Source organism: Limnobaculum xujianqingii (assembly GCF_013394855.1).
GTDB classification, from domain to species: Bacteria; Pseudomonadota; Gammaproteobacteria; order Enterobacterales; family Enterobacteriaceae; genus Limnobaculum; species Limnobaculum xujianqingii.
This window is the reverse complement of the sequence record NZ_JABMLK010000002.1, coordinates 466,187-480,100: the sequence shown is the minus strand read 5'-3', so window position 1 is coordinate 480,100 and position 13,914 is coordinate 466,187. Positions and strand designations below refer to the sequence as shown.

General features: G+C 43.0%; 12 protein-coding genes. 9 read left to right on the top strand and 3 right to left on the bottom strand.

Annotation, left to right across the window (positions count from 1 at the left end; translation table 11 throughout):
- The first annotated feature begins 68 nt into the window (after positions 1–68).
- The 9 genes from GOL65_RS15950 (at position 69) to GOL65_RS22470 (ending at position 9,286) form a co-directional block, all read left to right on the top strand.
- Positions 69–1,490 (top strand): YadA-like family protein, encoded by a 1,422-nt coding sequence (locus tag GOL65_RS15950; RefSeq protein ID WP_140919655.1) that lies wholly within the window; start codon positions 69–71, stop codon positions 1,488–1,490.
- A 15-nt stretch (positions 1,491–1,505) separates the two neighbouring features.
- Positions 1,506–3,716: a YadA C-terminal domain-containing protein gene (locus tag GOL65_RS15945; protein WP_179038452.1), complete on the top strand. Its 2,211-nt coding sequence runs from the start codon at positions 1,506–1,508 to the stop codon at positions 3,714–3,716.
- 323 nt (positions 3,717–4,039) lie between these two features.
- On the top strand, positions 4,040–4,393 hold the full coding sequence (locus GOL65_RS15940; protein WP_140919653.1) for a metalloregulator ArsR/SmtB family transcription factor: 354 nt from the start codon (positions 4,040–4,042) through the stop codon (positions 4,391–4,393).
- Between the two features lie 57 nt (positions 4,394–4,450).
- Positions 4,451–4,825, top strand: a complete 375-nt coding sequence (locus GOL65_RS15935; RefSeq protein ID WP_456152043.1) for an arsenate reductase ArsC — start codon at positions 4,451–4,453, stop codon at positions 4,823–4,825.
- 129 nt (positions 4,826–4,954) lie between these two features.
- Positions 4,955–5,317: an arsenite efflux transporter metallochaperone ArsD gene (gene arsD / locus GOL65_RS15930; RefSeq protein WP_029092875.1), complete on the top strand. Its 363-nt coding sequence runs from the start codon at positions 4,955–4,957 to the stop codon at positions 5,315–5,317.
- Between the two features lie 19 nt (positions 5,318–5,336).
- Positions 5,337–7,085, top strand: coding sequence for an arsenical pump-driving ATPase (gene arsA, locus GOL65_RS15925; RefSeq protein ID WP_140919652.1), 1,749 nt, complete (start codon positions 5,337–5,339; stop codon positions 7,083–7,085).
- A 55-nt stretch (positions 7,086–7,140) separates the two neighbouring features.
- The gene (locus tag GOL65_RS15920; protein WP_130592182.1) at positions 7,141–8,430 is read left to right on the top strand and encodes an arsenic transporter; all 1,290 of its coding nucleotides are present in this window, start codon (positions 7,141–7,143) and stop codon (positions 8,428–8,430) included.
- Between the two features lie 71 nt (positions 8,431–8,501).
- Positions 8,502–8,930, top strand: coding sequence for a glutaredoxin-dependent arsenate reductase (arsC, locus tag GOL65_RS15915; RefSeq protein ID WP_130592183.1), 429 nt, complete (start codon positions 8,502–8,504; stop codon positions 8,928–8,930).
- A 134-nt stretch (positions 8,931–9,064) separates the two neighbouring features.
- Positions 9,065–9,286: a GDCCVxC domain-containing (seleno)protein gene (locus GOL65_RS22470; protein WP_130592184.1), complete on the top strand. Its 222-nt coding sequence runs from the start codon at positions 9,065–9,067 to the stop codon at positions 9,284–9,286.
- Between the two features lie 205 nt (positions 9,287–9,491).
- On the opposite strand, the gene GOL65_RS15910 is transcribed toward GOL65_RS22470, so the two are convergent.
- Genes GOL65_RS15910 through GOL65_RS15900 form a run of 3 tightly spaced genes read right to left on the bottom strand, consistent with a single transcriptional unit; the run spans position 9,492 to position 13,733 of the window.
- On the bottom strand, positions 9,492–10,505 hold the full coding sequence (locus GOL65_RS15910; RefSeq protein WP_140919651.1) for a polysulfide reductase NrfD family protein: 1,014 nt from the start codon (positions 10,503–10,505) through the stop codon (positions 9,492–9,494).
- Between the two features lie 15 nt (positions 10,506–10,520).
- On the bottom strand, positions 10,521–11,222 hold the full coding sequence (locus tag GOL65_RS15905; RefSeq protein WP_140919650.1) for a 4Fe-4S dicluster domain-containing protein: 702 nt from the start codon (positions 11,220–11,222) through the stop codon (positions 10,521–10,523).
- Between the two features lie 3 nt (positions 11,223–11,225).
- A complete protein-coding gene (locus GOL65_RS15900) occupies positions 11,226–13,733 on the bottom strand; it encodes a molybdopterin-dependent oxidoreductase (RefSeq protein WP_218652052.1) in 2,508 nt (835 codons plus the stop codon).
- Positions 13,734–13,914 lie beyond the last annotated feature (181 nt).

Here is a 13,914-nt window from a genome sequence, read left to right as displayed (position 1 = left end):
CAACATTACCCCGGTCGCTCAATTACCGAGCTACGTTTCATTTCGTAGACCAAGCCGGAGTAACCATAATGAAAATACATTCCCACTTAAAAATTTACCTAATCACCATCACCCTATCAACCTACTTAGTCCTCCCTACCGCTAATGCTGCCAGCAATATCGGTAATGGTAATAGTGGTGTTTCGAGCAATGCATCTGTTGTTGGTAATAACAATGACGCCGGTTCCAGTTCAAACGGCATCATTCTCGGCAATAACAGTAAGCTATCTGGCTCAGAAAATGGCGTTATCATCGGTAACGGTGGCAGCGTTGAGAATGGTGATGGCGTATCAATTGGAGGTGGCCATTCATCAAATGGCGGGATAGCGATCGGTTCAGGTAGCGTAGCCAGTTCTGCCGATGAGATGAATATCGGTAACCGACAAATTACTGGCGTCAAAGACGGTGTAAACCAAAGTGATGCAGCAAACGTGGGGCAACTTAAGACTACGGCTGATACCGTACTGAATGAGTCCAAAATCTATACTGATGATAAAGCCGCTGAAACGCTGGTCAATGCCAATACCTACACGGATAGCAAAGTTACTGCAACGCTCAACGAGACCAAAACCTATACCGACGACAAATCCTCAGAAACATTAGTCAATGCCAATACCTATACGGATAGCAAAGCTGCCGTAACGCTCAACGAGTCCAAAACCTACACCGACGATAAATCATCCGAGACTCTGGTCAATGCTAATACCTATACGGACAGCAAAGCTGCCGCAACACTCAACGAGTCCAAAACCTATACCGACGATAAAGCCGCTGAGACTCTGGTCAATGCCAATACCTACACGGATAGCAAAGCTACGGCAACGTTGAACGAATCTAAATCCTATACCGACGATAGGGCCTCTGAAACTCTGGTCAATGCCAATACCTACACGGACAGCAAAGCCACAGCAACACTCAACGAGTCCAAAACCTATACCGACGATAAAGCCTCTGAAACTCTGGTCAATGCCAATACCTATACAGACAGCAAAGCCATGACAACACTGAACGAATCTAAATCCTATACCGACGACAAATCCTCAGAAACATTAGTTAATGCCAATACCTATACAGACAGCAAAGTCGAAGCATCAGTCAATGAAGTTAATACCTATACGGATAATCGCATCACCGAATCATTTAATCACTCCCTCAGTGAGGGAAAGTCATACTTTGATAATAAAGCCAATCAGTTAGATAAAAAAATCAATCGTAACTATGAACGAGGCAACGCCGGGATTGCCGGTGCAATGGCGATGAGTTCTATTCCACAAAAATACGGTTTTGAAAAATCATTTGGCATGGCTATTTCTAATTACCGCTCTCAGCAGGCATTAGCATTCGGCACGGACTGGAACGTTAACTCACGCTTGGTTTCTCGAATTAATGTTTCCATTGATACAAAAAGTGGCGTTGGGTTCGGTGCCGGTCTTGCATTCGGTGCAAACTAATCACAGGAAATTGCTATGAAACTGATTAAAACTGCACTTTGTATTGTGTCACTCTCAAGCTTTCCTGTTCTATCAGCTAACAATATCCATGATTGGAACAATGTTGAGGGCTCCGGTCAAAATGTGACGAGTTGGGGAATGACGATAACTAATGGTTCAGATAATAATGAATTAGTCGGTCAAAACCACAGTCTCAATAATTCAAATAACAACAGTGTTTGGGGTAAAGATCAGACGCTGATTAATTCCCATAACAATAAAGTCGGGAGTGAAGAATACACCTACTTCATTGACCCCAGAGATGGGATATTAAAAATGAGGGACTATGGTAGTACTTTAGTTAATAGTCATGGCAACGATGTCGGAGGGCGCAATCAACAGTTAACCAATTCTAATAATAATATTACTGGTGGCACCGGTAATATCCTAACTGACGCAGATAAAAATAGAATATTTGGAAGCGGCAATAAACTCGAAAACTCCAATGATAACTATAGCGTTACTGACGGCAATACATTTAACAACAGCAATAATAACTTCCTGGCACAACAAAATGGTAATAACAATCATTTTGACACATCAAGTAATAATGTTGTTCTGGGGCATGAAAACATCCTAACGTCGGCAAATAATGGCCGGATTGATAATGGGCATTATAACAACATTGTTAATAGTGATGGGTTTAGAGTAACGGGGAGTAATAATGAGCTCTCGAATACTAACAGCGTCAATGTAAAAGGTGATAATAATACGGTAAATAACTCAATTAACTCTGTCGTTACAGGTAATAACAACACCATTAAAAATGGTAATAATAATGTTGTTAATGGGGTGAATTTAGGCAATTCCTTTAATAATCTGAATGATACCATTTTGTACGGCAGTGGTAACGCCGGTGTCGGAAATAATATCACCGACATAAAAAACAGTATTGTCATGGGAGGAAACACATCCAGCTCCGCAACAGGGAGTTCATTATCTGACTCGGTTTCAATCAATGGTTCCGGCACTTCAGGTAACAACCTGACTAATATTGGCGGAACCGCCAATGGTAGCCATTCGATTAGTTTGGGGCACAATTCAAATGCCAGTAATGGCGGTGTTGCATTGGGCTCTGGTTCTCATGCCGAGAAAGCCGATGAATTTAACATCGGCGACCGCGTCATTACGGCTGTCAAAGATGGAATTGAGGATCATGATGCCATTAATATAGCTCAGCTTAGTGATTCATTTATCAATGTTAAAAACATTTCTGAACAGTACACCAACGCCCAACTGAATAGCGCATTAGTTGATGCTAATCATTATTCGGACACCAGCTTAAACAACGTTAGAAATATCTCTAAGGAGTACACGAATAACCTATTGGACCGGACACTGACTGATGCCAATCATTATTCGAACACTAGTTTAAACCACGTTAAAGACATCGCTGAGCAATACACCAATATCCAGTTAGACAGAACGTTGACTGATGCTAATCACTACACGGATAGTACCTTAAACAACGTCAAGAATGTTTCTGAGCAGTACACCAATACCCTACTAGACAGAACTCTGGTTGATGCCAACCATTATACTGACAATACCTTAAGCAACGTTAAGATCGTCGCTGAACACTATACCAATGCCCAACTAGACAAAACCTTAGTTAATGCCAATGATTACACGGATAGCACTTTAAACAACGTCAAGAACGTCGTTGAACAATACACCAATATCCAGTTGGACAAGACCCAAATTGATGCCAATGATTATACGGATCGTACCTTGTATAACGTTAAAAACGTCACTGAACAGTATACAGACGCCCAACTGGACACAACGCTTGTCAATGCTAATCACTATACCGACGCTACATTGCATAACATCATAGACAGAGGTACCTCATACACCGATAACCGTATAAATACGGTTAATACCGAATTTAGGAATGAGCTGCAACAATACGCTGATAACCAATTACATCGTTTAGACGACTCAATTAAACGCAATGATAAACGTTTGAATGCAGGCATAGCCTCAACTATTGCAGCAACTTCAATCCCAACAAAATTTGGATATAAGACATCATTTGGACTAGGTGCTGGAACATTCCGGGGTGAACGCGCCGCGGCCGTCGGCACTAACGTTAATGTTAGGAACAATGTTGTTATAGGCATGAACATCACACACGACACTCAGAATGGAATGGGGATAAATAGCGGAATATCAATCGGTTGGTAGATTGTAACCCTTAGTGCCACTCGCAGGTAATGGCAAGTGGTACTTAAATCAAGTTAACTCCTAGAGAGTTAAAGTAAGATCCCTTTAAATATGAAGAATAAAAATGTCATTTCTCATATAGGTAGGGCTATATTCCAAGAGCTAGATTGTAGAAAATCCACAATCTAGAGAAAAAGCATTTATTTAAAATAAAATAAAAACCTATAAAATCAACAAAGTAATTGAAAGCCTTTATTAAAAACACATTTGAAAAAACGAATTTGATCATTGACAGCAATGAAAAACGTCGTATGATTACGATAACTAAATAGAAGGTATTTGTGATGAGCCAGTTAACACCGTTACAACTCTTTAAATGTCTCTCTGATGAGACCCGCTTGACCATTGTTCTGCTTCTCAAAGAAGCGACAGAGCTGTGTGTTTGTGAGCTGTGTGAAACACTGGACTTACCCCAGCCCAAGATATCACGTCATCTTGCCATGCTAAGGGAGAACGGCATTCTTCTCGATCGCCGTGCGGGTAAATGGATTCACTATCGCTTGTCGCATAATATGCCTATGTGGGCGGGTGCGATCATTGAACAAGCATACCAAAGCCAAGAACTCAATATAAAAACACTCTCTAAACGTTTAAAGAACGCGTCGGGTTCAACAACGAATAGCGCCACTTGTCTGTAAAAAAAAAAATTTATCTTGATATATTCGAATTTTCATATATGAAAAAGGCATTATACGATGAATATTCTATTTTTATGTACCGGTAACTCATGTCGATCCATTATCGCCGAGGCAATCTTTAATACCTTAGCCTCTCCAGAACACCACGCCATCAGCGCAGGGAGCCAGCCCAAAGGTTTTATACATCCTCGTTCGTTAGCCTTGCTATCACGCAAAGGAATTTCAACCGAAGGATACTCTAGCAAGTCATGGGACTCTCTTCCTTACACACCCGATATTGTTATTACGGTATGCGGCAACGCCGCTGGCGAAGTGTGCCCTGCTTATCTAGCTCCTGCCATTCGGGCTCATGGGGGGTTGACGATCCAGATAAAGCGACGGGCAGTGACGCGGAAATCGACCGAGCCTTTGAGACAACCTACAACATTTTGAAAATCAGGATACAGGCTCTGCTTGCTCTACCTTTGGCTGAATTAAAAGGTGATCCAATACAACTACAGGTTGAATTAGATCATATCGGAACACTGACTATTTAATCATTTAATTTATAAGGAACTTATTATGAAAACGATTACCGTTTACGATCCGGCTCTATGTTGTAGTACCGGCGTGTGTGGAACCGACGTCGATCAATCATTAGTCAATTTTTCTGCCGATGCCGATTGGGTTAAGCAGCAAGGCGTCACGTTAACGCGTTTCAACCTTGCTCAACAACCGATGGCGTTTGTTGAAAATGAATTGGTTAAAAACTTTCTTCAGAACTCAGGAGCGGAAGGTCTCCCCCTCATTCTGGTAGACGGCGCTTTTGTAATGGCTGGTCGTTATCCGACCCGAGAAGATATGGCCCGTTGGTGTGATTTATCTTTAGCACCAAAAATTAAGTCTATTCAGGCCTGCTGCAACGGAAATGATTCCTGCTGTTAAAAACATAAGGAGTACAGCCATGAAATTTTTACAAAATGTGCCTCCTTTCCTGTTTTTTACTGGTAAAGGCGGCGTAGGAAAAACATCCATATCCTGTTCAACGGCAATTTCCTTAGCCGATGAGGGTAAACGCGTTCTGTTAGTCAGCACCGACCCAGCCTCCAACGTCGGCCAAGTCTTCAATCAAACGATTGGTAATCATATTACCAAGATAGAATCAGTATCAGGCCTGTCAGCATTAGAAATCGATCCACAGGCCGCCGCACAAGTCTATCGTGAACGTATTGTTGATCCCGTCAGGGGTATTTTACCGGATGACGTTGTCCGTGGGATTGAAGAACAGCTTTCGGGAGCCTGTACGACTGAAATTGCCGCATTTGATGAGTTTACCGACTTACTCACGGATGCCTGCTTGTTAGCCGATTTCGACCATATTATTTTTGATACTGCTCCCACCGGCCACACGATCCGGCTGTTGCAGTTACCCGGTGCCTGGAGCAGTTTTATTGAGGAAAATCCTGAAGGTTCATCCTGTCTAGGCCCCCTATCAGGATTAGCAAAACAGCGTGAACGCTACGCACAAGCGGTTGCTGAGTTAGGCAATGCCAATAAAACCCGATTGATATTAGTTGCCCGTGCGCAAAAATCGACACTAACCGAGGTAGCCAGAACCTATGGCGAACTCTCTCAGCTTGGTATCAAAAATCAATATTTAGTGATTAATGGTATTTTGCCTGAAGCCGCTATACATAATGATAAACTGGCTCAGGCCGTTTACCAGCGCGAGCAGTTGGCCTTGGCAAACATCCCTTCCGCTGTGGCCTCACTCCCTCAGGATCGCATTATTCTTCAACCCGTCAATCTGGTGGGTATTGATGCGCTGCGTAATTTATTTAAAACCAATGTGCAACTCGACAATGAAGAACATCACGACCTGACAATACCGCCAATCGATCCACTATCGGTACTGGTTGAGCAAATCGCAAAAGATAAGCACGGCTTAGTGATGTTGATGGGGAAAGGCGGTGTCGGCAAAACAACATTAGCAGCAGCAGTGGCGGTAAAATTAGCTGAAAAAGGACTGGATGTTCATTTAACCACCTCCGATCCGGCTGCACATTTGGAAAATACTCTGCACGGTAAATTACCTCACCTTGAAGTCAGCCGTATCGATCCCGAAGCGGAAACCGAACGTTATCGTCAAAGCGTTCTGGAAAGCAAAGGGAAAGATTTGGATGCTCAAGGTCGAGCACTGCTAGAAGAAGATCTTCGCTCGCCTTGTACTGAAGAAATTGCCGTATTTCAGGCATTTTCCCGTGTTATTCGCGATGCCGGTAAACGCTTTGTCATTATGGATACGGCCCCAACTGGCCATACTTTACTGCTGTTAGATGCTACGGGCGCTTACCATCGTGAAATCGCCCAAAAAATGGGCAGCAATGGCCACTATGTTACCCCCATGATGCAGCTGCAAGATCCTCAGCGAACCAAGATACTGCTCGTGACGCTGCCGGAGACTACTCCTGTATTAGAGGCCGGTAATTTGCAGGAAGATTTGCGTCGTGCTGGCATTGAACCTTGGGCATGGTTGATTAATAACAGTCTTGCCGCTACCGGCACAACTTCGCCTCTGTTACGTCACCGCGCAGTGCAAGAAATCAAGCAGATCAATCTGGTTAAAGAAAAGTACGCCACCCGACTAGCATTAATTCCCTTGCAGGAAGAAGAGCCTGTCGGGATTGAACGCTTAAACAAACTGGCAGAGTAAATTTAATAACAAATAATTGGCAGACGTTATAGCGTCTGCCTAAACGGAGGTTTCTATGTGGTTGGCCGGTGCTATTTTTGTTCTGACCATTATTTTGGTTATCTGGCAACCTAAAGGGCTAGGCATTGGCTGGAGTGCATGCTTTGGTGCCGTTTTAGCTCTGCTGTTTGGTGTTGTTCATCTTGGTGATATTCCTGTTGTCTGGCAGATAGTCTGGAATGCTACTGCGGCCTTTGTCGCGGTAATTATTATCAGTCTGTTATTGGATGAATCGGGCTTCTTTGAATGGGCTGCGCTACACGTTGCTCGTTGGGGAGGGGGGAACGGGCGTAAGCTGTTTACTTACATCGTCTTACTCGGTGCTGCCGTGGCCGCCCTGTTTGCCAATGATGGTGCTGCACTCATTTTGACGCCGATAGTTATGGCCATGTTACTTGCGTTAGGCTTCAGTCGAGGTGCAACGCTGGCATTCGTTATGGCTGCCGGATTTATTGCAGATACCGCAAGTTTGCCTTTGGTTGTCTCTAACCTTGTCAATATCGTTTCAGCAGATTTCTTCAACATTAGCTTTACCGATTATGCTGCCATCATGATCCCTGTCGATATTGCCGCTATTTGTGCAACTCTGGTCATGCTTCATCTGTTCTTTCGCAAAGACATTCCGCAAACCTACGATATCGGATTGTTGAAATCACCAAAAGAGGCTATCCGTGACTTATCAACCTTTAAAGCCGGATGGATTGTTCTAGTACTCCTTCTGGTTGGCTTTTTTGGACTTAATCATCTTGGCGTCCCCGTGAGTTTGGTTGCGGCCGTAGGTGCCATCATTCTGTATATCGTGGCCAAGAGAGGCAGCGTTATCGATACCAAGAAAGTCATTCGTGGTGCTCCATGGCAAATCGTGATTTTCTCACTCGGCATGTATTTAGTCGTTTATGGTTTACGCAATGCAGGATTGACTCACTACATTTCTCAAATTCTGAATTATCTGGCTGAACAGGGATTATGGGCTGCCACTCTCGGCACAGGCTTCTTAACCGCTATTCTGTCATCCATCATGAACAATATGCCGACGGTGCTTGTCGGCGCACTGTCTATTGAGGGCAGTGACGCGACGGGACTCATTAAAGAAGCGATGGTTTACGCCAATGTAATTGGCAGTGATCTCGGTCCTAAAATCACGCCAATTGGCAGTCTCGCCACCTTACTATGGCTGCATGTACTGTCGCAGAAAAATTTGACCATTACCTGGGGCTATTACTTCAAGGTCGGGATCGTGATGACGCTCCCGGTACTGTTTGTCACGCTAGTGGCACTCGCCTTACGTTTATCATTAACCATATAGACATAAGTTAAATTATGCGACAGAGATAACTCTGTCGCTTTTTTACTATTATTAAGAAATAAGAGGTAAACATGCATTCCGTAACTATTTATCATAATCCGGCTTGTGGCACGTCCCGCAATACGCTTGAACTGATCCGCAACAGTGGTATTGAGCCCACAGTGATTCATTATTTAGAGACCCCACCAAGCCGTGCAGAGCTAATAAAACTGATTGTTGATATGGGTATTACTGCACGCGCATTACTTCGAAAGAATGTTGAACCCTATGAAACTCTCAAGCTGGATGAAACCCAATGGAGTAACGATCAGTTAATCGATTTTATGTTGGAATATCCTATTCTGATTAACCGGCCGATTGTGGTGACAGAATTAGGCACCAAACTGTGTCGCCCTTCGGAAGTGGTTTTGGATATTTTACCCACGCCACAAAAAGGTGAATTCGCGAAAGAGGATGGTGAGCAAGTGATTGACGCTAAAGGTAAGCGATTGATTAAATAGAATTTAATTTTTAATATCCACATTAGGAAGAGGATTAACCCTCTTCCTAATAAAACAAGAAAGTCTTTAGCCAATCATAAATCTTGCTTGTAAACTCATCCTGAGTTTACCCTCACATAAAAGGGAGCAATAGCATGTCCAAATTACCGACAACAGTCATTTTAGAATCAATACTCACTTGCCCTCATTGTGGTTTTAGTAAACAGGAAACAATGCCTACTGATGCTTGTCAATTCTATTACGAATGTGAGAATTGCAAAACATTATTACGTCCTAAACAGGGTGACTGTTGCGTCTACTGTTCATTTGGTTCAATGCCATGCCCACCAATTCAGTTGCAACGTAAATGTTGTTAGCCGTCTTCGAATTAGTCACCAAATTTTGTCAACCGTTGAAGGTCGTTTTAGATATCTTACTCATTCCACATAAGGTGCACTCACAAAAAGGGATAGAGGGCAGGTGATTGACGCTGAGGGCAAGCGGATAACTAAATAAGTTTTATTCAGTGTATAAACAAAAAGAGGGATAATAATCTACCCCTCTTTTTTATGTTGCCTATTATTATTTATTGAGCACTCTATAGAGTACAGAATAAGCTAGCCAGGCAAACGCTATTCCTAAAATCAGTACGCCATACTCATAGATATTAGGAAGGTAGTTCTGTTCTACACCAAACCATGCCGCTTTCGGCCCTAGCGTAAAGAGTTGCCCACCAATAACAAACTTGTATTCAGCATACAGAATGCCAGCTAAAGCCAGGACAGCACTCATTACCGATGTATGAGAAGCGAGGAAGATAGCGGCGACTAATAAAATTAACGAAATCGCCGATACCGTAATGACTTCATTATCAACCGTGCTTCTGATTTGATAAATAAACCCGGCAATCAGGAACACAAGCAATATGGCAAGAGCGAGGCGGAAATAAGGCATGATAAACTGGCGCACAGCCTGAGCTGATAGCATAGTTACCAAAGCTATCCCACTCGCCAACGCTGCAAGTAAAGTGAACACGGATGCACTCAGACCAACATAGCTCACCCGGCCAATAACTGTCCCAAATACGCTGCCTAATACCAAAGCAGCGGAGATGGCAACTATCGCTGTTAACCACGCCAGTACTCGTTCATTAACAACATGCTTATTGGTGTAAAGCTCAAAAAACTTCACGGCAAGCAAGATGAGTTCAATAAAGTACAACGTTCCCATCCACCAGATAGGCGACGTGAGATTAGGGCTAAAAATGAGCCAGTAGATGTTTAATGGAGAACCCATCTCCGTTGATAATGCAGCAAAAGCCCCTAACAAAGCACCAATAGCAAGGCATAACAAATGCTTTGTATTTTTCTCTAATATCTCTATCCTGCCAATTTTGCCAGCGGCTAAAAGTATGGATACTCCGGTACTCATTAGCGCTAGGAAAATATAGCTGATTAGTGGCAGGGTCCATACGATGCCGTCATTAGTCCGAAAAGAGGACTGAAAGAACCATTCATCAATGGCGACATATCCACCCGCGGCAACGCCAACAATTGCCAATAAATTCACGGGATGATACAAGGTTTTAGTTTGCATGTTATAGCTCCTTAATCACCGGCCTGAAGGCGTATATTGACGAATATAGAAAACCTTCGCGCCAGTACCTAACTCCGGCCGAAGTGTTTTCCCGTTATAACGCTGGATTAAGCGTGAAACCTCACTATTGGGATCGTCAAGATCGCCGACAATTCGCGCCTGAGATGGACAAGCGTCAACACAAGCTGGTTGTAAACCCACTTTCAATCTATGATCGCAAAACGTACATTTTTCAACGGTGCCACGCTGACGCACGACTGGATACGTTGTTGCTCTTTCTGGATTACTATGAGGACTACCCTCTCCTCTAGAAGCTTGTAACATTCCTGCTGGCGTATAAGTTCCTAAAATGGTGACACCTTCAGTTGCTTTCCATTCTTTATGAGGTGTATTCCAGTTAAAACTAATAACACCATAGGGACAATTAACCATACAGGCTTTGCAACCAATACATTTATTGGGATCATGTAATGTCAATCCGCCCTCTGATTTATGCATCGCCTGAGTGGGGCAGCCACTCACACAGGGAGCATCATCGCAGTGGTTGCACATTGTCGAAATGTATTCAAAAGAAATGTCAGGGAACGTTCCTGATGTATTAATGATTTTGTCACACCAGTTAATTTCCGGCGTTGTATTATTTTCTGCTTTACAGGCAAATACGCATCCCGTGCAGCCTACACATTTCTGTAAGTCGATAACCATACCGTAGCGCATTTATCAGCCCTCAATCATTTTTTCAATACGAACGCCTATCTGCCCGTAGAATGCAGCAGCGCCAGATAAGTGTTCATGGGCGGGAGGTAAAATTGTATTGTTATTCCCCCCTAAAGCTTCTTGACCAAAAACCTTTGAAGCCACTTTGCCATAGGCCCAATGCCCCTGACCAAATGCCTTCGCAACAGTTCCCGGCCTCACGCCTTCAAATATTGAAACCTGACAGGCTATTTCGCCCTGTATTGATGTGATCTTCACACGGTCGCCATTCTTTAACCCTAACTGTTGTGCATCAATCGGATTAATCTTAACGACATCCTGATGCTTTACGGCCCCAGGATCTATATCGAGATTGTTTTGATACCACGGGTTATTGGCCGATCGCCCTTCTCTATTTAAACGAGATTTATGGTCGATAAATAACATAGGATATTCTGCTGGCTCACCGAAACGGTAAGGCTGTTCATAATGAGGAATAAAAGCCATTTCGCCCTGAGCCTGATAATTACAAATCCGCATGACTTCATCGACATCTGTATTATGTTTCTCTGCATGCTTACTCAACGCTGATTTCAATGTTTCACTATAAAACTCAAACCGCCCTGTTTTTGTTTTCATTTTTCCCCAAAGCTGACGGAACTGATAAGGTTCAGAGTTCCACACTCCTTTTTGAAGGAATTCATCCCATCCTGAGAATTTATCGCCATCAACATACTTTGCAGGATCCCACAATGGTTGTGTTACAACCTTTGCGGCATATAGTCCAAGTTCGTCACCTGTTATTGGCTCTTTTTGCGTTTCGGGATCTCTAATTGATTTCAAGTAAGCCAGTGGATTTGAAAATCCTCGCTTATCCAATTCCTTCGCCAGCAACCAAGGAATACCGGACTCGTCATCAACAGTATCGCCAAGCCTTTTAATAATGGGCTGAATAATTGAAACCTGTGAATGCATATTTCCACACGATCCCTGAACACCCCATTTCTCATACATGAAATGTGAACCAGGCAGAATAAGGTCAGAAAACCAACTAAATTCACTAATATTAGTCGTCACATGAACAACAAAAGGAACAGATTTTAATGCGTCTTCCCAACGCTGAGTTCCTGGTGCTGAAAAGGTGAAGTTGTTTAGATAGCCTAAAACAATTTCAGGTTTGTAAGGATCAGCACTCAATATGCTATCGGCAACAACGTTAGTTAAAACACCCCCTCCGCTTTTGCCACTTTTGAGTGCAGGCCACTCCAGCCGACCAACCCGATCAATACGTTCTTGTTTTAGACCTTTTTTCGCCAAATCATCGACAAATTCTTTGGCAGAAGGAACAGAGTCTTCACGAGAACTATTATATTGAATAACGCCGCCTTCATTATCCACCGCACCTAATAGCCCATTTAATGCATGACAGGCAATCGTTGTATAAGCCCCACGATGCTGCATCTGTGCGCCTCTGGAACGCCAGATTTGAACTTTAGGAGCCGCTGCAATAAGTTTCTGTGCAATACGTTTAATTTGTTCAGCTGAAATCCCACAAACGGTTTCCGCCCATTCAGGGGTGCGATCTTTTAATTCTAAGTTCCACCACTCAACAAGCCCATAGGTATGTAGTTCGTTGAAGGCCAGAGGATCGACAACTTCTCCTGACTGAAAGCGATTTACACCATCAATGAATTGACCCACAAATGCTTTATGCCAACCATCATTAACTAATATTTGATGAGCAAGACTTAGTGCAAGTGCGCTATCTTGCCCTGGAATAATGGGTAACCATTCATCAGCTTTCGAAGCTGATGATGAAAATCGAGGATCGACAATTGCCACCTGTGCATGATCCAGCATGTTTCCCCACTCGCTACAATAATAAGAGACTTGTCTGTTCGCACTTAAAGGGTCCACGCCAAACGACAGAACATAGCGAGTATTTTTAATATCATATTGCCTATACTCCCACCCTCCTTCTGTGTAATAAGAACCAAATTTATCTGCTTCTGCACACAATGAACTATGTGTAATCGCATTAGGAGAACCGAGGACTGTCGTAAAGTTTTTAATTAGAATATCGCTTAAAAATGAATATCGACCTCTCAGTGCCACATATTTATGCGTTTCATTTTTTTCCCTCAGTGCCATAATTTTATCGGCAAACAGGCTTATGGCTTCTTCCCAACTAATTGGTTTGAATACGGGATCAATACCTTGGCCTTTTTTCGGATTCATTCTTAACAGAGGGGTTTTTACGCGATCGGGATCATAGAGCTCCTGTAGTGAGAGGTACTGCCTTGGACAACTGGCCTTTCCATGTACTTTTGAGAATTCGTTTCCCCGAATATGTAATGCGCGACCATCTTGGACATAAATTTGTTTTGCACAAAATGAAGTACAACCATTGCAAGTAGTGGCAATCCATTTCCCCGTTCCTGGTTTAGCTGAAAGTAGGCGGTCTTCTGACATTGCTTGGGCTAGAGGACTTAATGGGAATTGTGACAGCGCGGTTACCCCTGCTGTACCCAATAAAAAAGTCCTCCGGCTTACTCCACCGAAATAGCATGATGACATATTAAACATACCTCACATTTCAAATGCTTAAATTTTATTAAATTGATTTATATGTATTTTTTATTTTAGCAAATCAATAGATCTGCAAAATCGAATATATCAATTTAAGTTAACGCATTAGTGACACAAATCAACT